The 20,737-nt window shown below is 66.8% G+C and carries 15 protein-coding genes and 1 pseudogene; 14 read left to right on the top strand and 2 right to left on the bottom strand.

Annotation, left to right across the window (positions count from 1 at the left end):
• The first annotated feature begins 201 nt into the window (after positions 1-201).
• From AC3ITN_RS15565 to AC3ITN_RS15525, 9 genes and pseudogenes are all read left to right on the top strand, one after another.
• Positions 202-1,140, top strand: coding sequence for a nucleoside hydrolase (locus tag AC3ITN_RS15565; protein ID WP_489391095.1), 939 nt, complete (start codon positions 202-204; stop codon positions 1,138-1,140).
• A gap of 108 nt (positions 1,141-1,248) precedes the next feature.
• A complete protein-coding gene (locus AC3ITN_RS15560; protein ID WP_313345876.1) occupies positions 1,249-1,515 on the top strand; it encodes a type B 50S ribosomal protein L31 in 267 nt (88 codons plus the stop codon).
• Positions 1,516-1,836: 321 nt separating this feature from the next.
• Positions 1,837-3,114 (top strand): citrate synthase, encoded by a 1,278-nt coding sequence (locus AC3ITN_RS15555; protein ID WP_313345879.1) that lies wholly within the window; start codon positions 1,837-1,839, stop codon positions 3,112-3,114.
• A 211-nt stretch (positions 3,115-3,325) separates the two neighbouring features.
• Positions 3,326-3,844 carry a CS1 type fimbrial major subunit gene (locus AC3ITN_RS15550; protein WP_313345882.1) on the top strand — a complete coding sequence of 173 codons (519 nt, stop codon included), beginning with the start codon at positions 3,326-3,328 and terminating at the stop codon, positions 3,842-3,844.
• Positions 3,845-3,899: 55 nt separating this feature from the next.
• Complete coding sequence (locus AC3ITN_RS15545; protein ID WP_489391094.1) at positions 3,900-6,644, top strand: TcfC E-set like domain-containing protein; 2,745 nt, start codon at positions 3,900-3,902, stop codon at positions 6,642-6,644.
• Positions 6,641-7,768 (top strand): CblD like pilus biogenesis initiator family protein, encoded by a 1,128-nt coding sequence (locus AC3ITN_RS15540; RefSeq protein WP_489391093.1) that lies wholly within the window; start codon positions 6,641-6,643, stop codon positions 7,766-7,768. The genes AC3ITN_RS15545 and AC3ITN_RS15540 overlap by 4 nt, the downstream gene beginning before the upstream one ends.
• A 23-nt stretch (positions 7,769-7,791) precedes the next feature.
• Entirely contained in the window at positions 7,792-8,499 is a 708-nt protein-coding gene (locus AC3ITN_RS15535) for a pilus assembly protein (RefSeq protein WP_489391092.1), read from the top strand.
• A gap of 34 nt (positions 8,500-8,533) precedes the next feature.
• Positions 8,534-8,638 (top strand): annotated as a pseudogene (locus AC3ITN_RS15530) (ESPR domain-containing protein); the annotation flags it as partial.
• Between the two features lie 98 nt (positions 8,639-8,736).
• Entirely contained in the window at positions 8,737-12,039 is a 3,303-nt protein-coding gene (locus AC3ITN_RS15525; protein ID WP_489391091.1) for a YadA-like family protein, read from the top strand.
• 103 nt (positions 12,040-12,142) lie between these two features.
• Here the strand turns inward: AC3ITN_RS15525 and AC3ITN_RS15520 are convergent, their stop codons facing one another.
• Both AC3ITN_RS15520 and AC3ITN_RS15515 read right to left on the bottom strand, forming a co-directional pair.
• Positions 12,143-12,790, bottom strand: a complete 648-nt coding sequence (locus AC3ITN_RS15520; protein ID WP_489391090.1) for a hypothetical protein — start codon at positions 12,788-12,790, stop codon at positions 12,143-12,145.
• 96 nt (positions 12,791-12,886) lie between these two features.
• Positions 12,887-15,316, bottom strand: a complete 2,430-nt coding sequence (locus AC3ITN_RS15515; protein ID WP_313345900.1) for a penicillin-binding protein 1A — start codon at positions 15,314-15,316, stop codon at positions 12,887-12,889.
• Between the two features lie 224 nt (positions 15,317-15,540).
• On the opposite strand from AC3ITN_RS15515, the gene AC3ITN_RS15510 reads away from it, so the two are divergent.
• The 5 genes from AC3ITN_RS15510 to AC3ITN_RS15490 are packed head-to-tail and all read left to right on the top strand — an operon-like array spanning position 15,541 to position 20,612.
• The gene (locus tag AC3ITN_RS15510) at positions 15,541-16,599 is read left to right on the top strand and encodes a pilus assembly protein PilM (protein ID WP_038686523.1); all 1,059 of its coding nucleotides are present in this window, start codon (positions 15,541-15,543) and stop codon (positions 16,597-16,599) included.
• Entirely contained in the window at positions 16,599-17,411 is an 813-nt protein-coding gene (locus AC3ITN_RS15505) for a PilN domain-containing protein (RefSeq protein ID WP_313345903.1), read from the top strand. The genes AC3ITN_RS15510 and AC3ITN_RS15505 overlap by 1 nt, the downstream gene beginning before the upstream one ends.
• Positions 17,408-18,082 (top strand): type IV pilus inner membrane component PilO, encoded by a 675-nt coding sequence (locus AC3ITN_RS15500; protein ID WP_489391089.1) that lies wholly within the window; start codon positions 17,408-17,410, stop codon positions 18,080-18,082. The genes AC3ITN_RS15505 and AC3ITN_RS15500 overlap by 4 nt, the downstream gene beginning before the upstream one ends.
• Positions 18,083-18,117: 35 nt before the next feature.
• Entirely contained in the window at positions 18,118-18,615 is a 498-nt protein-coding gene (locus AC3ITN_RS15495; protein WP_313345972.1) for a pilus assembly protein PilP, read from the top strand.
• Between the two features lie 20 nt (positions 18,616-18,635).
• A complete protein-coding gene (locus tag AC3ITN_RS15490; RefSeq protein ID WP_489391088.1) occupies positions 18,636-20,612 on the top strand; it encodes a type IV pilus secretin PilQ in 1,977 nt (658 codons plus the stop codon).
• Positions 20,613-20,737: the final 125 nt, after the last annotated feature.

Here is a 20,737-nt window from a genome sequence, read left to right as displayed (position 1 = left end):
TTGCCTTGGTCTGCTGGCTCCGGAGGCGTGTGCCGCGCTGCGCGCGGTCTCCACGCAGGGCGTGGATCTACACCCGTTGTTCCGTGCCTGGCAGGCAGCATCAGCCGTCCGGGGCTTGCGCCCGGCTACATGGCCGGGGCTGGCCTTGTATTTGTCATGTAGGGGTGAGACATTCCGTTGCCGCTAATGAAGACGGCACGCATGACCAAGAAGATCCCGCTGTTGATCGACACCGATCCGGGCGTCGATGATGCCCTGGCCCTGTTGATGGCCTTTGCCGATGAACGCCACGACGTCGTCGGCCTCACCATTGCCGCCGGCAATGTCGGCCTGGACCACACCGTCCGCAATGCGTTGAAGCTGTGCGAAGTAGCCGGTCGTGACGACGTGCCCGTGTTCGCCGGCACCGCCGACCCGCTGCTGCATCCCTCCGTCGATGCCGCCCACGTGCACGGCGCGGACGGCTTCGGCGACGTCAACCTGCCGGCCGCAACGCGTCAGGCGGAAGCCGAACATGCCGCGCTGGCCATCCTGCGCCTGTCCCACCAGTACGCCGGCGAGCTGTTCCTGGTGGCGCTGGGCCCGCTGACCAACCTGGCCCTGGCACTCAAGCTCGACCCGACCCTGCCGCAGCGCGTGAAGCGCTTCCTGGTCATGGGCGGTGCGGTCACCTGCCACGGCAACATCACCCCGGCCGCCGAGTTCAACATCGCCTTCGACCCGGAGGCGGCGCACGTGGTGTTCACCGGCTTCCCGCTTATCGAAGTGGCCGACTGGGAAGCCACCGTCGCCCACGGCCTGCTGCACGCGGACGTCGAGCAGTGGCTGGCCGCCGACAGCGACAAGGCGCGCTTCTATGAGCTGATCTCGCGCCAGACCCGCCTGTGGTCTGAAGACAGCCGGGGCGAGCGCTGGTTCGCCGCCGATGCCCTGGCCATGGCCTGGGCGCTGCAGCCCGAGGGCGCGCTGCGGGTCGAGTCGCGGCCGCTGAACGTGGAACTGGCCGGCGTCCACAGCCGCGGTGCTACCATCGTCGACTGGAACCGCCAGACCGGGCAGCCGGACAACACCCAGCTGCTGATGGCGTACGACCAGGGGCGCTTCGAAGCCCAGGTCCGTGCCGCCCTCGGGGTCCAGTAAGGCCGCCACGGCGCGCCTGTTCATGTAGCGGACATCCCGGCTTGCCCTTGCAGGGCGCCGGGACTATAATGCCGCGCTTACGTTTTTCATACTCTCTACGGTGTGTCCATGAAGGCCGATATCCATCCGAACTACCGTGACGTCGTGTTTCAGGACGTTACCTCCGATTTCAAGATCCTGACCCGTTCCACCATGGCGTCGAAAGAAACCGTGCAGTGGGAAGACGGCAAAGAGTACCCGCTCGTCAAGATCGAAATCTCCTCCGCTTCGCACCCGTTCTACACGGGCAAGCACAAGGTGATCGACACCAGCGGCCGTATCGACAAGTTCCAGAAGCGTTTCGGCAAGCCGGCTGCGGCTGCTGCTGCCGAGTAAGCTGTCGACGCTGCTGCATGAGAACAACGGTCGCCTTGGCGGCCGTTGTTTTTTTATGCCTGCGGTAAACCCTGCTGGCGGATGAACGGCGATTCATAAATTGACCGGGCCTGCGCAACGCAGTGTCCATATCAGCCCGGCTGGAGGGCCGCCAGGCGTGCGCGGACAGGGTGGGGCGGCCCTCCGTCTACGACTTCCGTCCTAGGGCGTGGCAAATGTTGCTGTGCGATAATGGCGTGATCCACAGCACAGGCTGTGGACTTCTTTCACGTGCCTGCCCCATGCGCTTGGGTGGGCGCCTTCCCCTGAGGAGCGCACACAGTGTCCGATCTTGATCAGGTCACGCTCAACGCCGGCGAAAAGTCGGTTGTTCTGCCTGTCATCAAACCCACGCTCGGCAACGATTGCGTCGATATTTCGAAGCTGACCAAGGAAACCGGTCTCTTCACCTACGACTCCGGCTTCACCGCCACCGCCAGCTGCAAGTCCGCCATCACCTATATCGACGGTGACAAGGGCGTGCTGCTGTATCGCGGCTATCCCATCGAGCAGCTGTCGGAAAAGTCCAGCTACGTCGAAGTGGCCTACCTGCTGATCAACGGCGAGCGTCCGAGCGCCGAGCAGCTGAAGGCCTTCACCGACGAGCTGGCTGCCGAAGCCAACGTCGATGCGTCGATCAACACCCTGATCGGCAGCTTCGCCAAGGATGCCCATCCGATGGCCATCCTGACCGCCGCCATCGCGCAGCTGTCGGGTATCTACCATGCCTCGCTGGACCTGTCCGACGCCGAGCAGCGCCGCCAGGCCGCCGTGCGCCTGATCGCCAAGGTGCCGACCCTGTCGGCGCTGATCTACCGCCATGGCAAGGGCCTGCCGGCCAACACGCCGGACACCTCGCTGGACTACGTCAGCCGCTTCCTGAAGCAGACCTTCGAGTCGGCCGACGGCCAGTATGAGCTGAACCAGGATGTGGTGAAGGCGCTGGACCTGCTGTTCATCCTCCATGCCGACCACGAGCAGAACGCCTCGACCTCGACCGTGCGCCTGGTGGGCTCGACCGGTGCCAACCCGTACGCCTCGGTCGCCGCTGGCGTCACCGCGCTGTGGGGTCCGGCCCACGGCGGTGCCAACGAAGCCGTGCTGAAGATGCTCGAAGAAATCGGTTCGGCCGACAACGTCGAATCGGCCGTGCTCAAGGCGAAGGACAAGACCTCGGGCTTCCGCCTGATGGGCTTCGGCCACCGCGTGTACAAGAACTTCGATCCGCGCGCCAAGGTCATCGGCGAGATGACCGGCAAGGTGCTCAAGCAGCTGGGCGTGCAGGATCCGCTGCTCGACGTGGCCGTCAAGCTTGAGCAGGCCGCGCTGCAGGACGATTACTTCGTCGCCCGCAAGCTGTACCCGAACGTCGACTTCTACAGCGGCATCATCTACAAGGCGCTGCAGATCCCGACCGAGATGTTCACCGTCATGTTCGCCCTGGGCCGCACCTCCGGCTGGGTCGCGCATTGGCTGGAACAGCAGGTCGATCCGGAAATGAAGATCGGCCGCCCGCGCCAGGTCTACACCGGCAGCGACGTACGCGATTACAAGAGCTGATAAGCCCTCTGTAGTGCAGTAAAGAACGCCTCCGCACGGAGGCGTTTTTTTTGGGTAAAAGAAATTGCAGTGGCGCCACGATCGATTTGAGAATGATTGCATGGGTCGCTTCGGTGGCAATGACTACTCTGGTTTCGCTGCCGGTGAGGCATGCCTGCTCCGGCGGTGCTTTCGCAATGAAAGCTCCCATGTACATTTCGAGAGAGAAACCATGTCGCAACTCCTGAAGAAGGCTGCCTTGACGGTAGCGCTTGCCGCTGCCTCGTTGTCGGCCCACGCCGCCGTGGAAGCCAACATCACTGTCTGGGCGAATGTCGATCCGACGCTGTCACTGCTGAAGGCCGACGGCACCGCACTGCCGGACGCCGTTCAACTCGTCTACCGCGCAGGCGGGGCCGGTCTGGCGCCGTGGAGCGAGAACGTGCGCATCTTCAGCAATGATGTGGAAAAGAACGTCAGCGTGCGCCTGGCCGCCGCTGCCGTGCTCAGCCCGGACCTGGCTGCGCCCGGTGCCATCAACGTGCCGCTGACCGTGAGCCTCAATGGCCGCGCCCTGGATACCACTGCCATCGAGTTCAATGCGGACGACCTGTTCGAAAGCGCGATTCCGGGCGCGTCGATCGCCATGCCGCTGAAGGTGGCACAGACCACGTCCGGCGAAATCAATTTCGCTGGTCTGTACAGCGGCACCGTTGCGCTGGTCGTCGCCCAGGACGCCAGCAACCCGTAAGTCCCCCGTGCCGGCCCGTTCGCGGGCCGGCCGGCCATCGGTAATGCCCCCTGTGATGTCCCCATCTGCACCTGCCCTCACCCGGCTGGCGATGGCGCTTGCCCTGACGTTGGCCATACCGGCCGTCGCGGCGCGCCCGGCGCCTGCTGGTTTCGAAGACCTCGCCAGCGGCCAGTCCGAGCGCGTGGAGGTCCGCCTGTTCGGCCGCTCGGCGGGGCTCTGGTCGGCCTGGGTCACCCTCGACTCGGTCCAGCTGGACCAGCCCGTGCAGGTGATGGATGCCCTGCAGCTCTCTGCCGACGCGCAGCAGGCGCTGCGTGCGGCACTGTCGTCCCCGCTGCCGCGCAACAGCCATCTTGCATGTCCGTACGGGCAGCCCCAGCCGGGCTGCGGCTGGATCGACGCCCATGACGATCCGAACCAGCTGCGCGCCATCTTCGACGAGAGCGAAGGCGTGCTGATGTTGTTTCCTGCACGCCAATGGGTGCCGCAGGACGCCGCGGTGCGCTCCCCGTTCCACCAGGTCAGCCAGAACGCGCAGAACGCGTTGCTGCACCAGCAGACCCTCAATGTGAGTGGCGGCGATGGCTACCGTGCCCTGAATGTGCAGGGCAACGGCGCGCTCGGCGTGCTGCGCAGTGGCCACGTCGCGGGCAGCTGGAACTTCAGCCGCCAGGAACGCAGCGGCCACCTCGCACACGACCGCTTCCATCTGGATGACCTCTACTACCGTCACGACCTGGCCCAGCGTCACTACCTGCAGCTGGGGCGCATGGACCGGCGCAACCTGTCCAGCCAGCAGGGCGGCACCTTCAGCTTCGGCATGCTGCCGCTGGACCGCTTCGAAGGCCTGCGCGTGGGCACCACCCAGGCCTATGTCGACGCCGACGCCAGCATCGCCTCCACGCCGCTCACGGTGCTGCTCGGTCGAGACGCACGCGTCGACGCCTTCGATGGCGACCGCCTGCTGCAGACCTTCTACCTCCAGGCCGGCATCAACGACCTGGACACCCGCCGTTTTCCCGGCGGCACCTACACCATCACCCTGCGCATCTACGAAGATGGCCGCTTCGTGCGCAGCGAAGAAGCACCGTTCAGCCGCGGCGGCGACTGGTCCGACCGCAGCATGCAGTGGTTCGTGCAGGGCGGGCGGCGGCGCGCGCACAGTGCACGCGACGGCGACCCGGCCGCCTCCCATACCGCCGTGCAGGCCGGGCTGCGCATCCCGTTCGCGCGCGACTACGGCATGACCCTCGGCGTGGCCCGGCTGGCCGACACCGGTTACGGCGAAGTGCGGCTGGAAGGCCGGCAGCGGCTGCGCGATCATGACCTGCAGGCCACGGTCAGCGCGCTCAGTGGCGGCGATGGCAGCCACGGCACCCAGCAGCAGCTGAGTTACCGTCACTACGCCTCGTGGAACCTCTACCGCCAGCGCCTGCGCGGCGGCGCGTGTCGTGCCACCACGCCGGTGCGGGCGGACCGCTTCGGCTGCACCGATTCGCTCAGCGCGTCCGTGTCGCTGCCGTTGCTCGGCGGCAGCCTGTATCTGGGCCACACCCGGCGGCGCAGCTACACCCCGGAGTGGGCGCCTCCCGACGGCGCTGACGATGCCTGGAGCGGCCTGCCGCCCGGCCTGCTGCCGCCGTCGGTGCCGACGCTGCGGCCGGCGCAGACCGCGCGCAGCGTGCAGGCAGGCTACAGCCGGACCCACCCATGGCGTGGCCTGATTCTGGGCAGCCGGCTGGGCGTGTGGCAGCAGGACAACGACACCGGCAACGGCGCGGGGGCAAGCCGCGACCGCGGCATCTACCTCAACCTGGCCGTGTCGCGGCTGCGGCGGGCCGAGAGTGGCAGCCTGCAGCAGCGCATCGGGCTGGACATGCGGCGCCCGCAGCACGGCGCGGCGGACAACCGCCTGAGCCTGTCGCAGTCGCTGCGGCAGGAGCACGACGGCGACAACCGCGAGCTGGGCGGTGAACTGAGCGGACGCAATGAAGACCGCTACAACGCCTTGCTCACCGCGCGCGTCGACAACGCGATGGGGCAGACCAGCGCCGCGGTGTCCTACTACCGGCAGCCCGGTGACGGCGAGATGTCCTACAGCATCAGCCACACCTCCGGCGTGGCGCTGTCCGCGCGCGGTCTTTACTGGGGTGGCGCGCACGGTGCCGATGCCGGGGTGGCGATCAGCGTGGGCGATGCGCAGGACCTGGACCTGCGCGGCGCTGCCGCCGACGTCCGCGCCGGCAGCCAGCGCAGGCGCACCCTGCGCTTCGGCGAGCGCCGCCTGCTGCCGCTCGGCGGCTACCAGCGCCATCGTGTCGAAGTGCAGGACATCAGCGCGCATGACAGTGACGCAGCCGTGCGCGTGGCGCGGCTGGGCGCGGCGCAGCATGCGTTCCTGCCGCCGGGCAAGGTGATCGCCCTGCCGATCGAACTGGAGGTGACCTACACCTTCATCGGCAACGCGCGTGATATCGCCGGCGCACCGTTGGAGGGTGCCCGCATTCTCAATGCACCGGTGCCCTCGCTGGGCAGCGACGGCGGCTTCATCGCCGAATTCCCGCAGCGCGAACGGGTGCTGTACCTGCTGCAGGCCGAACGCCTGCTGCAGTGCCCGCTGACCGTGCGCGACCGCCGCAGCGTGATGCTGCTGGTCGGTGAGGTGCAGTGCGAACCGCTGGCGCTGGACCGGTTGCCGGGGCCGATCCGCAGCCAGGCCCGGGTGCAGCGGCTGTTGAACGAACACACCCCGGTGGCGAGCCGGAACGATGGCAATGCAATGGGAGAGGTGCGATGAAGACGTGGGTGCTGGCGACGGTGCTGGTGTGGAGTGTGTTGTCCAGCGCGGTGGCACACGCGCAGCGCCCGCCGCTCACCACCCCGGCCACGGGGGTGATTACCACCGAGGTGACGCGCAGCTTCGACCGTTCCGCGCCGGAAGCGCTGGAGCTGTGGGCGCGGCGCACGATGCTGGGGTACGGCGAAACGAGTCTGAACTACGGAAAGCTCCATCTGACCTGCGGGTCGGATCCTTCGTTGGGACGATGCCCTACGCGGGATACGGGAGGACCTCCGTCCAGAAGCACGATTGCTCTTCAGTTCCGTGAACAACGAAGCGGTCAGCACACAGAGGTCAACGTTACTGGCTGGCTGGAGCGTGCCGAATGGCAGCGCTACTGCAGCGCCGACTTCTGGGACCCGCGCGAGTACCCACTTTGGACATCGTTCAATGTCGATTGCCTGGTGCCACCAAGCGGTACTGCAGCAGCGCTTGGCGTGCAGCAAGAGGATCTCCATAAGCTGGTGGCAGGCCGCTGGCTGGCAGAACTGCACCTGCATCTGCGCATCGACCCGGATGGCCCGGTCATCGCCACCCATGTCTTCAAGTTCGACCTGACCATCACCGACCGCGACCGGGTAATGATCTACCTGCCCGAGTTCGGCATGGCGGCGCCGGTGGTCGGCCTCCAGCTCGACTATCGCCCGGTGCCGTACCCGGCCACGATCGGCGGCAGCACCGTGCTGGACATGTGCCTGTATGACGGCATGGGCTCACAGAGCGAGTTCCTGGGCATCACCGCACGCGACATGGGCCCGGCCGCTCCCGGCCGCCCGGAGACGCAGTACTCGGTCTGGCATCGCGATGGCGGCCGTGAGCTGCACGACCGCGTGGACTACCAGCTCACCCTCGCCCACAACGGCCAGCGCATCGCCCTGCGCAACAACGAGGAAGTCCTCCTGCGCGGGATCGACACCGCCGAACTGCGCCTGGTGATGCTGCCCGACATGAACCAGTGGGTGTACTGCGTGCCCACCCCGTTGACCCTCGACACGCCCCGGGTGCCCGCCGCCGACAAGCGCGAGGGCTACTACGAGGGCCGGCTCACCCTCGAGATGCGCCTGCCCACCACCCGCCTGTGACCCCCCGACTGGAACCCTGTCCGATGATCAAGATCTGCCTTGCCGGCGGGCTTCTGCTCGCCCTGTTGCCCGCTGCCCCCGCGCTGGCCAACCTCAACGTCCACCCGATGCGCGTGCATGCAGAAGCCGGCAGGACCGCCACGGTACGCGTGCACTCGCAGTCCCCGCAGCCGCAGTACGTGCAGGCCACGGTGAAACGCATCCTGGACCCGGCCACCGACCACGAACAGGAGGTCGACGAAGCCGTCGGCGCGGCCACGGTGATGGCGGTAACCCCGGGCAAGTTCGGCCTGGCCGGGGGCGGCAACCGTCTGGTGCGGATCATTCCGCTGCGCGCGGTGGAGGAGGAAACGGCGTTCCGCGTGTACTTCGAAGGCGTGCGCGGTCCCGACGACAGCGACCCGGGGGTGACCGTACAGGGGGCCAACGCGACGCTGGGCGTCAGCCTGGTCTGGGGCGTGCTGGTCAACGTGCTGCCTGCCGATGGGCGTGTGGAGATGCAGCTGGAGGGCGACCGCCTGGTCAACCGCGGCAGCCTGCGGCTGGGCATCAACCAGGTCCAGGACTGCGACGCGGACGGTGCCTGCATCACGCACGAGGTGAAGCGCAGCCTCTATCCCGGCGCCGCCATGACGCTGCCGTTCGTGCCGCAGTCCGGCGGGCGCGTGGACATCGACTACCGGCTCAGTCGCGCCGGCTACCGCGATCACCGCCACACCCTCACACCCTGATCCCTTCCTTCTTCCATCACAGGAGCACATCGCGATGAATCGCATTTTCCGTCTGATCTGGAGCGCTGCCAGGCAAGGTTGGGTTGTCGCCAGCGAACTGGGCGCGCGGCGCGGCAAGGCACCGCGGCGGCTTGCGCTGGCCTGCGCACTGGTCTGCGCGTTGCCGTATGCCGTGGCTGCAGACGACACTGTGCCCGACGATGAATTCCACTCGTCCTTGCCGCCCGTGGCGCTGCCGTGGCACCCGCTGGCCCCGGTGTCTGGCGCACGCGCCGGTGCCATCATTGCCCAGAACACGGTGTATCAGTCCGCCATCGTCACCGACCTCGACTACCGCAATGCGACCGCCAGTGGCGATCGCCTGATGGTGCTGGGCTCCCGTGCCAGCATCTCCGGCAGCCGCAGCGTGCTGTATGGCAACCATGCCAGCGTCAGCGGTTCGCGCTCGGTGGGCGTGGGCGACGGCGTGAGGGTGCAGGCTACCTCCGCAACGGCAGTCGGCCATGCGGCGCAGGCGCTGGGGGGCACGGCGCTACCGCGCTGGGCAATGACACCATTGCCGATGGTGGCAACGCACTGGCCTTGGGCAGCGGCGCGCAGGTCAGCACCGGTGGCGGGATCAACGGCATCGCCATTGGCGGCAACGCACGGGCAGGCAGCTACGGCTGGACCGGCGCCGTTGCGCTGGGCGGAGAGTCCCTGGCCGGCCATGACAGCGTCGCGCTCGGCTATGCCTCCCAGGCGACCCACAAAAGCTCGGTGGCGTTGGGGCGCGACTCGGTCACCACGGGCGATCGACAGATCTCCGTCGGCAACGCCAGCACAAAGCGCAGGATCGTCAACGTCGCGGATGCCGCGCTGAGCACCAGCAGCAGCGAGGCGGTCACCGGCAGGCAGCTGCACGCCACCAACCAGAGCGTCAGCACGGCGACCAACGCGGCCAACACGGCCCGCACCCATGCCGATCGCGCATTGACCGCCTTGGCCAGTGCGAAGACGGCCATCGGCCAGAGCGCGACGGCCGCAGGCAGCAATGCGGTGGCCGTCGGTTTCGCCGCCAAGGCCGAGGGAACCCACAGCAACGCACTCGGTTACCAGGCCAGCTCAGCGGGTTCCAACGCGGTTGGCCTGGGGACGCTGGCGACTGCCGCCGGCAGCGCCTCCGTGGCACTGGGTAACCGCAGTGGGGTCGATACCGGCGCTGGCGGCGGCGTCGCCCTGGGTGACCGGGCCCAGGTGGGGGCACAGGCAGGCAACAGTGTGGCGCTTGGTGCAGGATCGGTGGCGACCGCAGCCAATCAGGTCTCCGTGGGTAGTGCCACCCTCAAGCGGAAGATCGTCAATGTGGCCGACGCGACGCTGAGCACCACCAGCGCGGAAGTGGTCACGGGCAAGCAGCTGCACGCGACCAACCAGAACGTCACCACCGCCACCACCACCGCCACTACGGCGCGCACCACTGCCAACGATGCGCTGGCCAAGGCCAACGTGCTGGGCGGGCTGCTCAGCCAGAGCGCTGGCAACGGCGATGTGCGGGTGGGTGCCAGCAACACCGGTGGTGTCGTGGACATGCGCAATCAATCCAATGCCAACCGTCGGGTCACCGGCGTGGCCGATGCGGTACTGAGCACCAGCAGCACCGACGCGGTGAGTGGCCGCCAGCTCAACACCACCAACCTGAAGGTCAGCGCTGCCACCACGTTGGCCAATACGGCGCACACGGTGGCCAACCTCGCACAGACCACCGCCAACGACGCGCAGTCCAAGGCCATTGTGCTGGGGGGCCTGATCAGCCAGCTGGCGGCCAATGGCGATGTACGTCTGGGCGCCGGCAACGCGGGCGCGGTGCTGGATGTTCGCAACCAGAACAACCAGAATCGTCGCATCCGCGGCGTCGCCGAGGGCGTGCTGGCTGCGACCAGCAACGAGGCCGTCAGCGGCCGCCAGCTGTTCGCCAGCAACGTGCAGATCGCGCTCAACCGGGAGGATATTGACAGCCTGCGCAGCGACTTCGCCGACTTCGATCCGGATCTCAGCGGTGTCGTGCGCTTCGACGAGGAGGGTAGTGTGAGTCTCGACGGTGGGCGTCTGGTCGCGCTTGCCGAGGGTGACCTCAGTGACGGCAGCCGCGAGGCCGTCACAGGTGGCCAGTTGTTCGTGACCAATGAGCGGGTCTCGGTGCTGGAAGACGTCAGCAAGTACGCCGTTGTGGGGCACGACGAATACAGTGAAGGCGCACAGGCCGGTCTCCTGGCCATTGCGATGGGCAGCGATACCATGGCAATGGAAGAGGGGGCTACTGCAATCGGTAGCTATGCCAGGGCATTGGGCAAGAACTCTGTTTCGTTGGGCCGTGCCGCATTGGTAAACGAAGGCGCTGAAGATGGGTTCGCATTGGGTGCGCGCGCCCAGGTGCACATTCGCAATGGCGTTGCCCTGGGCGGAGGCAGTCAGGTGCAACCGGGGGCTGCAAACAGTGTCGCACTCGGACACGATTCGATTGCCTACGGCGCCAATGAGGTCTCGATCGGACACTCGGATCTCAAGCGTCGCATCACCAATGCAGCCAACGGCATCCAGGGGCACGATCTCACCACCGTCGATCAGCTCTCCGGCGTGGTCAACGCCCTCGGCGGTGGCGCGGGCTTTGCGGCCGACGGCAGCGTGATCGCACCGTCCTACAGCGTGCAGGGCGTGGCACACGGCAGCGTCGGCGCGGCGCTGAGCGCGCTCGATGTGGAAGTGAACAGCACCCAGAACGGGCTCGACGCGGTGGGCGAACGCCTGCACGCACTGGACCGGGCGCGTGCAGCGACCGACGCCACCGCCGTGCGTTTCGACGCTGACCGAAGCACGGTCGATTTCGGCGGAGCACACTTGGGCAACGTGGCCAACGGCTTGATCGCGGCGGGCAGCCGCGATGCGGTCAACGGTGGGCAGCTGCACGCGGTGCAGGAGCAGATCAACGGTCGCATCGACGGCTTGCAGTCGCAGATCGAGGGCCCCGCGACGGCCGGCAGCCGGCACGCGGCGGTGGACAGTCCGGCGGCAGGCGATGCACCGGCCGGTGCGCAGGCAGCCACCAACGCGGAGGCGCCCACCGCTGCACAGGCGCCCGCAGGCCCGGTCAAGGGGGCGCCAACCGTGGCCTCCGCTGATGCGCCCACGCCGGCCCCGCAAGCCGATGACCCGCTGCCGGCGGTGGACTCGCGTGCGGTAGACGAAGCGGTCAACCAGGCCAACGCGTATACCGACCAGGCAATGGCCAGCGTGGACCGCAAGCTGGACCGCATGGACAAGCGCCTGAACCGGATGGCCGCGATGGGCAGTGCGCAGGCGGCGATGGCGATGAACACCGCCGGCCTGCAGACCTACAACCGCCTCGGCGCGGGTGTGGGCCATGCCGACGGCGAGTCGGCGCTGGCGGTGGGCTACCAGCGCGTGCTCAATGAGCGCGGCTCAGCCACCTTCAGCCTCAACGGCGCGTTCACCAACAGCGGCGAACGCACGATGGGGGTGGGCTTCGGCGTGGGCTGGTAAGTCCTGCAGGGGCGGCGTCGGCTGGCCGCCCCGGATCAATCGACGCCCCGTGCGGTCCGCCGCACGGGGCGCTTTCGTTTACGCGCCTCGGCCCGGTCGGCGATCACGCGTCGCCAAGGTAACCGGCGATCTCGTCCTCGCTGAGCAGCTCACGCAGCTGGGTCTGCGAGGCACGGCGCATCGGGCGTTCGTCGATGGCCGACAAGGGAGGCTGGCGCAATGCGTCATACGGCAGTACGGCGATGTCGAAGGTCAGGTCTTCGGCGCTGAACACCCAGACCGGCACGTCCAGGCTGCGCTCGCGGTCCAGGCGCAGGCGGCGCGAGCGCGACTCGGCCGGAATGCGGTGGTCTTCCAGGAAGCGCTGTACCGCATCGGCGTCGTCACTGTGCACCTGCAGCTGGACGGGGCTGTTCGCATCGGCGGTGCCGTCCAGTACCGGTCCACACAGCCGTGGCGCGAAGCCATGCAGGAACTCCATCGCGCGCAGGGCCGCTTCGCGGCGCTGGCGCAGCTGCGTGCCGTGGCCGGCGCCGGCAAACAGGCGCTGGTACTCACGCAGGGCGTCTTCGATTTCGCTGTTGCGCGGCAGCGAGGCATCGTCGTGGATGCCCAGCCGCCCGGCGGCCTTCAGCTTGGCCTGGTGGTAGTCGCGGATGCCGCCTTCGGCCATCAGCCGGGCGGCTTCGTGCGCCAGACGGTGGCGGCGTTCGCGGGTCTGGCTCTCAGCGTGCTGTCGTGCCCGATGCATGCGCATTTCTCCCCATCAGACCTGCCACCGAATGTACACCGATCATGTGACGGCCAGGACACGCATGGCGTGTCCCTACGCGACGGGTGCCTGCGTTCAGAAAATATCGAACGCCGCGTCGTCAGCCTGCGGGGTCTGCGTGTTGAAATCGTACTCCGCCAGCTTCTCCATATCCTCGACCTTGACCCATTCGGTGGCGCCGTTGAGGGTGGCCTGGACCATCCCCGACGGCGGTTCGTTCTGCGCCACCGGGGTGTCCTTCAACGCCACGCGCATGTAGTCGATCCAGATCGGCAATGCGGCGCGACCGCCGTATTCGCGGTAGCCGAGCGAGCGGAAGTCGTCGCGGCCCACCCACACCGTGGTGGCGTAGGTCCCGCCAAAGCCCGAGAACCAGGCGTCGCGGTGGTCGTTGGTGGAGCCGGTCTTGCCGCCCACGTCCTCGCGGCCGAGCACCTTGGCTGCGGTGCCGGTGCCGCGCTGGACCACGTCGCGCATCATGGAGACCAGCTGGTAGGCGGTGCGCGCATCGATCGCACGCGGTGCCACGCGGGCATCCGGATTGACCGGACGCGCCGGTTCCGGCGCCTGCTCCGGCTTGGCCGGACCCGTGGCGGCCGTGGCGGCCGGCGCGGCGGCCGCGCCGAAGTTGAACCCGTCGACCACCTGGCTCACCGGAGCGCCGCCACTGGTACCGGCACAATCGCGGCAGGCCAGCGCCGGGTTCTCCTTGAACACCAGGTTGCCATCGCGGTCGGTGACCTGGTCGATCAGCCAGGTGTCCACGCGCGACCCGCCATTGGCGAACACGGCGTAGCCGCGCGCGACCGACAGCGGCGTCAGCGACGCGGTGCCGAGCGACATCGACAGGTTCGGCGGCAGTTCCGCCTCGGCGAAGCCAAATTCGCTGATGTACTTGCGCGCGTAGTCCACGCCCATGCCGTCGAGCAGGCGCACCGAGACCAGGTTGCGCGACTGCACCAGCGCCTCGCGCAGGCGCATCGGACCGCGGAACCCGCCACCGTCGTTCTGCGGCTGCCAGGTCTTGCCGCGGCGGTCACGGAACACCACCGGGGCATCCAGCACGATCGAGGCCGGGTTGAAGCCCTTGTCGAACGCCGCCGCGTAGATGAAGGGCTTGAAGCTTGAGCCCGGCTGGCGGCGCGCCTGGGTGGCACGGTTGAACTTGTTGCCCGAGAAGCTGAAGCCACCCACCAGCGCCTTCAGTGCACCGCTTTCGGCGTCCAGCGAGACCAGCGCCGACTGCCCGCGCGGGATCTGGTCCAGCAGCCACTGGCCTTCCTTGTCCCCGGCGCGCACGCGCACGATATCGCCGCGCTGCACCAGCTTGGCCGGGGTCTTGTTGGTCCACTTGGCCGCCGACGCCGGCAGCACGATCTCGCTGCGGTTGGCCAGCACCACGGTGGCGCTGCCGTCGGCCGCCGTGCCGGCGACAATCGCCGGCAGCAGCCCGGTCTGCGCGGTAATGCCACGCAGATGGGCGGCGAGGGCGGCGCTGTCATCGCCCGCGCCCAGCGCCACCTGCTGCTCCACCCCGTGCCAGCCATGGCGGTGGTCGTAGGCCAGCAGGCCATCGCGCACGGCCAGGTTGGCTGCCGTCTGCAGGTCGCCGTTGATGGTGGTGGTGACGTGGTAGCCCTTGTTGAGGACGTCGCCGCCGAAGCGGGCGATCATCTCCTGGCGGACCAGTTCGGCCACGTAGGGGGCCTCCACCTGGACCGGCGGCTCATGCGCGCTGGCGTGCATGGGCACGGCCTTGGCCGCATCGGCCTCGGCCTGGGTGATGAAGCCCAGGCTGGCCATGCGCTGCAGCACGTAGTAGTCGCGGCGTTCGCGCGCCCGTTCCGGGTTGCTGATCGGGTTGCCGCTGGACGGGAACTTGGGGATGCCGGCCAGCGAGGCCATTTCGTCCAGGTCCAGCTCGCCCAGCTTCTTGCCGTAGTAGAACTCGGCCGCAGCGGCCACGCCGTAGGCGCGATTGCCGAAGAAGCTCTTGTTCAGGTACAGCTCGAAGATCTCGTCCTTGCTCAGTTCCTGCTCGATTTTGCGCGCCAGCAGGATTTCGGCCAGCTTGCGGGTGTAGCTGTACTCCGAACTCAGGAAGAACTGGCGGGCGACCTGCTGGGTGATGGTGGACCCACCCGGCACCCGCTTGTCGTTGGTCGTGGCCAGCAGCCAGACCGCGCGCCCGATGCCCTTGTAGTCGACCCCCCCATGCTCGTAGAAACGGGCGTCCTCGGTGGCCAGGAAGGCCTGCTTGAGGCGCTCCGGGACCTCCTTCATGGTGATCGGGGTGCGCCGGGACTCGCCGAAGACCGCCATCAGCTTGCCGTCGGCGGCATAGACGTACATGGGCTCCTGCATCTCGATGTCGCGCAGGGTCTGGACGTCCGGGAGACGGGAGGAAACGGCGTAGTACAGGCCCCCGGCGACCGCGGCGCCGATCAGTGCCAGGACCAGGAAGGCGACCAGCAACCAGCGCAGCCAGCGGCGAAGGCGAGTCATCAGTGTCAGATTCCGATTGCGAATTTCGTGGCCGCAGAGTATAGATTACGCAAGGGAACGGCTGGGGTTGTTCCCGGGGAGCGCATTTCGATCACCGTCAGGGGACGTGTGAAACGTGCCGCAGTGCACGCTTTGCATGTTGATGGTTGCGATTTGCAAAAAAAACGTTATTAATGCGCGGGCGCAGGTTATGCGTCCAAGTGCCCGTCGGCAGGGGAGAAACCGTGGGGCTTATCCCAAAAAGCCAGTCGCCGCTTATTGGCGTCGATATCAGTTCGACTGCAGTAAAGCTCTTGCAGCTTTCCCGCAGCGGCAATCGTTTCCGTGTGGAACACTATGCTGTGGAACCACTTCCGCCCAATGCGGTGGTGGAGAAGAACATCGTGGAAGTGGAGGCCGTGGGTGAGGCCATCCGCCGCGCGGTGAACCGTTCAGGCACCAAGGCCCGGCATGCTGCCGCGGCCGTGGCTGGCTCGGCGGTCATCACCAAGCTCATCCCGATGCCGGCCGACCTGGACGAGAACGACATGGAAGCCCAGGTCGAGCTCGAGGCGGTCAACTACATCCCGTATCCGATCGAGGAAGTGAACCTCGATTTCGAGGTGCTGGGCGCCATTCCCAACAACCCGGAGATGGTCCAGGTGTTGCTGGCGGCCTCGCGCTCGGAGAACGTGGAGCTGCGCCAATCGGCGCTGGAGCTGGGCGGACTGACCGCCAGGGTGATGGACGTGGAGGCCTTCGCGGTCGAAAACGCCTTCGCGCTGGTCGCCAGCGAACTGCCGATCGCCAGTGATGGCGTGGTCGCGCTGGTGGACATCGGTGCCACCATGACCACCCTGAACGTCCTCCGCGGCGGGCGCAGCCTGTACAGCCGTGAGCAGGTGTTCGGCGGCAAGCAGCTGACCGACGAGGTCATGCGCCGCTACGGGCTGACCTACGAGGAAGCCGGTCTGGCCAAGCGCCAGGGCGGGCTGCCGGAAAGCTACGAGATGGAAGTGCTCGAGCCGTTCAAGGAAGCCACGGTCCAGCAGATCAGCCGCCTGTTGCAGTTCTTCTATGCAGGCAGTGAGTTCAACCGGGTCGACCACATCGTGCTGGCCGGCGGTTGCGCGGCGCTGGCCGGTCTGCCGGAGATGGTGGAGGAGCAGCTGGGTGTGGCCACCGTGGTGGCCAATCCGCTGGCACAGATGACGCTGGGTCCGAAGGTACAGGCACACGCCCTGGCCCAGGACGCCCCGGCGCTGATGATCGCCACCGGTCTGGCGCTGAGGAGCTTTGACTGATGGCAAGAATCAATCTATTGCCCTGGCGCGCCGAGCGGCGCAAGCAACGCCAGCGCGAGTTCATGACCATGCTTGGCTTTGCGGCCATCGCGGGCGTCGTGCTGTCCGCGCTGATCTGGTTCTATTACGACCGCCAGGTCAGCGGGCAGGGGGATCGCAATACCTTCCTGCAGGCCGAGATCGACCGGGTCAAGGAACAGAACAAGGAAATCGACCGCCTGGATCGCCAGAAGGACCGCCTGCTGGCGCGCAAGAAGGTGATCGAGCAGCTGCAGGCCAAGCGTTCGCAGATGGTGCACCTGTTTGACGCCCTGGTCCGCACCATTCCGGATGGTCTGGTGCTGACCGGCATCAAGCAGGAAGGCGACATCCTGACCCTGGAAGGTCGTACCCAGTCCAATGCCCGGGTCAGCGCGTACATGCGCAACCTGGAGAATTCGGGTTGGATGACCAAGCCGGAACTGTCGGTGATCGAAGCCAAGAAGCCTGACGAGGACAAGGACAAGCCGATCGGCCCGGTCTCGGACATCTCGGCCCTGCCGTACATGTTCGTGGTCAAGGTGACCCTGCCGGCGCAGAGCGAAGCCGTTGACGGCATTGCGCCGGATGGCAGCGTGGTGGCACCGGGTACCGATCCGGCCGCTGCACCGCCGGCTGCGCCCGGTGTAGCGCCGCTGGCACCTGCACCGGCTGATGGCAGTGCGCCCGCAGGCCCGCCGCCGGCACCGCCGGCGCCATCGGGCAGCCGCATCGTCCCCGCCCCGACCGCACAACCGGCCGCGTCGAGCACGCCGCAGAAGGGGGCCGCATGAGCCAGAAGAAAGTCAATCTGAAGGACCTGGATTTCAACAACATCGGCAGCTGGCCGCAGCAGGCGAAGATCGTCTTCTGTGCCTTGCTGGCCGTGCTGATCATTGTTGCCTCCTGGTTCGTGCTGATCAGTGGCAAGCGCGACGAGCTGGCCTCGCTGGAACAGACCGAGGTCGGCCTGCGCGCGGACTTCGAGAAGGAGCAGGGGCGTGCAGTCAACCTGGAGCCGCTCAAGCAGCAGCTGGCCCAGATGGAGCAGGTGCTGCAGCAGATGCTGCGCCAGCTGCCCAGCAAGACCGAAATGCCGGACCTGATCATCGACATCTCGCAGACCGCGTTGTCCAGCGGCCTGGTCAACGAGCTGTTCCAGCCGGGTGAAGAAGTGCCGAAGGAGTTCTACGCCGAGAAGCCGATCGCTCTGCGCATGGTGGGCAGCTACCACCAGTTCGGTGCGTTCGTCAGCGGCGTGGCCTCGCTGCCGCGCGTGGTCATCCTGACCATGCACGACATCAACCTGAAGCCCAAGGACCCCAAGACCGGCATCACTGCCCGCAGCGGTGCGCTGGAGCTTTCCGGCACGGTCAAGACCTACCGCTACCTGGACGACGTGGAAATGGAAGCGCAGGAGAAAGCCGCCGCACAGGCAGCAGGCCCGAACGGAGGCAAGCCATGAACCTGGTTAGCACCGCGCGCATCTGCGGCCTGCTGATGCTGGTCCTGCTGGCGGGCTGCGCACGCAGCACCACCAGCACCCCGGGCGACGCGCCGAACCTGGAAAAGTGGGTCGCCGACGTGCGCGCCCGCCCGGCGCCACCGCTGGAACCGCTGCCGGTAATGCAGCAGTTCGAGACGTTCGAGTATTCCGCGCAGGGCATGCGCGATCCGTTCACCGACGCCTGGGCCAACCCCCAGGCCGGTGGCTCGGGCCTGCGCCCGGATCCGAACCGCCGCAAGGAGCCGCTGGAAGCCTTCCCGCTGGACGCCTTGGACATGGTCGGTTCGATTGGCAAGGGCGGCGCACTCGTCGCGCTGGTGATGGCGCCGGACAAGGTCACCTATCGGGTGCGTCCGGGCGTCTATCTGGGGCAGAGCGACGGCCGGGTGACCGGGGTCTTCGAAGACCGGATCGAACTGATTGAACTGGTGCCGGATGGCGCGGGCGGCTGGCTGGAACGGCCTGCATCGCTTGCGCTTGAAGATCAATGAATGATTATGGGGATAGCACGATGACCTTTTCCAACGCCATGCTGCAGCGTCCCGCCCGGCGCCCGAAGCTGATCCACCTGTGCGCGCTGGGAGTCGCGCTCATGGTGGCCAATGGCACGCTGATGGCGGCAACGCCGGCGGCACCTGCCACCACTCCGGCGGCTGGCGCTGCGCCGGCCACCGCACCGGCTTCGCTGGCGGTGTCCAAGATCGACTTCAAGCGTGGTGAAGACGGCGCGGGCCGGCTGATCCTGCAGTTCGACGGCAAGGGCGCCAATCCGGACCTGCGCAACCAGGGCAACAGCGTCGTGATCGACGTTGGCAACGCGACCCTGCCGGAGAGCCTGCAGAAGTCGATCAACGTGACCGACTTCGCCACCCCGGTGCAGCGCATCGAGCCCAAGCCCTATGGCGGCGGCACGCAGCTGGTGCTGAACACCAACACCGCGTTCGACTCGCTGGCCTACCAGACCGGCAATGAGTACGTGGTCGAGATCACCCCGCGCAAGAGTGCTCCGGCCTCCGGCGCGATGAACGCGACCACCGTGACCCAGGCCGCGGCAGCAGTGGCCCAGCGCGGCTACAGCGGCAAGCCGGTGACCTTCAACTTCCAGGACGTGCCGGTACGCACCGTGCTGCAGTTGATCGCCGAGGAGTCCAACCTGAACGTGGTGGCCTCCGACAGCGTCGAAGGCAATGTCACCCTGCGCCTTGTCAACGTGCCGTGGGACCAGGCGCTGGACATCGTGCTGCGCGCCAAGGGCCTGGACAAGCGTCGCGAAGGCGGCGTGATCTGGGTGGCTCCGCAGCCGGAGCTGGCCAAGTTCGAGCAGGACAAGGAAGACGCCCGCATCGCGATTGAAAACCGCGAAGACCTGATCACCGACTACATCCAGATCAACTACCACAACGCGGCGGCGATCTTCAAAGCGCTGACCGAGGCCAAGGGTATCGGCGGTGGCGGTGGTGGTGGCGGCAGCGGTGGTGGTGGTGGTGGTTCGTCGCAGGAAGACAGTGGTTTCCTGTCCTCGCGCGGCCGTATCGTCGCCGACGAGCGCACCAACACGCTCATGATCAGCGACATCCCGAAGAAGATCGCGCGCATGCGTGAGCTGATCAACGTGATCGATCGTCCGGTCGACCAGGTGCTGATCGAAAGCCGCATCGTCATCGCCACCGATACGTTTGCGCGTGAGCTGGGTGCCAAGTTCGGTATCTCCGGCAGTCGCAACAACGTGTGGTTCGGCGGCAATACCGATCAGAACCACAAGAACATCAATGACAACTCCGAGGCCAACGCCGAGTACCAGGAAGCACTGGCCGAATACAATGCCAATGGCGGTCCGATTCCGGTGGCACCGGGCCGGGTCTTCAACACCCCGAACCTGAACTGGAACCTGCCGGTTGCGGCGGCCAGCAACCCGGGTTCGCTGGCGCTGTCGATCCTCAACGCGGGCTACCTGCTCGACGTCGAACTGTCGGCCATGCAGCAGGAATCGCGCGGCGAAGTGATCTCCAACCCGCGTGTGGTCACCACCAACCAGCGTGAGGCGGTGATCAAGCAGGGTAAGGAAATCGGCTACGTGACCATCACCGGCGGTACCGGTGGCCAGGCTGCCACGCCGAACGTGCAGTTCAAGGAAGTGCTGCTCGAACTGAAGGTCACCCCGACCATCACCAACGACAACCGCGTGTTCCTGAACATGTCGGTCAAGAAGGATGAAGTCGAGAGCTACATCGTGCTGGACGGCTACGGCCAGGTCCCGTCGATCAACCGCCGTGAAGTGAACACCGCCGTGCTGGTGGATGACGGCCAGACGGTTGTGATCGGTGGTGTGTACGAGTTCACCGACCGCAACAGCGTCAACAAGGTGCCGTTCCTGGGCGACGTGCCGTTCCTCGGCAACCTGTTCAAGAAGCGCAGCCGCAACAAGGACAAGGCCGAACTGCTGGTCTTCGTCACCCCGAAGGTGCTGCGCGTGGCCAAGACCAACTAAACCACTTCAGCGCAGTTTCTGATTGTCAGAGAATCCGATGCGGCTGTTGCTGCATCGGATTTTTTTTAGCCATTGGCAGCCAAACCGGGCATGAGATGAAGGCTGGCTGGTGACCGGTTGCTCGG

The sequence above is a fragment of the Stenotrophomonas sp. KH_036_B genome (assembly GCF_057839485.1).
Note: the sequence above shows the minus strand (reverse complement) of the source record. Positions and strands in the feature narration are given on the sequence as shown.

Bases quoted from the DNA above. Each gene is read 5' to 3' on its own strand.
- AC3ITN_RS15565 (WP_489391095.1), top strand. From the start codon at position 202: ATGACCAAGAAGATCCCGCTGTTGATCGACACCGATCCGGGCGTCGAT.
- AC3ITN_RS15515 (WP_313345900.1), bottom strand. From the start codon at position 15,316: ATGACTCGCCTTCGCCGCTGGCTGCGCTGGTTGCTGGTCGCCTTCCTG.
- AC3ITN_RS15500 (WP_489391089.1), top strand. From the start codon at position 17,408: ATGAGCCAGAAGAAAGTCAATCTGAAGGACCTGGATTTCAACAACATC.
- AC3ITN_RS15490 (WP_489391088.1), top strand. From the start codon at position 18,636: ATGACCTTTTCCAACGCCATGCTGCAGCGTCCCGCCCGGCGCCCGAAG.
- AC3ITN_RS15505 (WP_313345903.1), top strand. From the start codon at position 16,599: ATGGCAAGAATCAATCTATTGCCCTGGCGCGCCGAGCGGCGCAAGCAA.
- AC3ITN_RS15535 (WP_489391092.1), top strand. From the start codon at position 7,792: ATGATCAAGATCTGCCTTGCCGGCGGGCTTCTGCTCGCCCTGTTGCCC.
- AC3ITN_RS15520 (WP_489391090.1), bottom strand. From the start codon at position 12,790: ATGCATCGGGCACGACAGCACGCTGAGAGCCAGACCCGCGAACGCCGC.
- AC3ITN_RS15540 (WP_489391093.1), top strand. From the start codon at position 6,641: ATGAAGACGTGGGTGCTGGCGACGGTGCTGGTGTGGAGTGTGTTGTCC.
- AC3ITN_RS15560 (WP_313345876.1), top strand. From the start codon at position 1,249: ATGAAGGCCGATATCCATCCGAACTACCGTGACGTCGTGTTTCAGGAC.
- AC3ITN_RS15545 (WP_489391094.1), top strand. From the start codon at position 3,900: ATGTCCCCATCTGCACCTGCCCTCACCCGGCTGGCGATGGCGCTTGCC.
- AC3ITN_RS15495 (WP_313345972.1), top strand. From the start codon at position 18,118: ATGCTGGTCCTGCTGGCGGGCTGCGCACGCAGCACCACCAGCACCCCG.
- AC3ITN_RS15550 (WP_313345882.1), top strand. From the start codon at position 3,326: ATGTCGCAACTCCTGAAGAAGGCTGCCTTGACGGTAGCGCTTGCCGCT.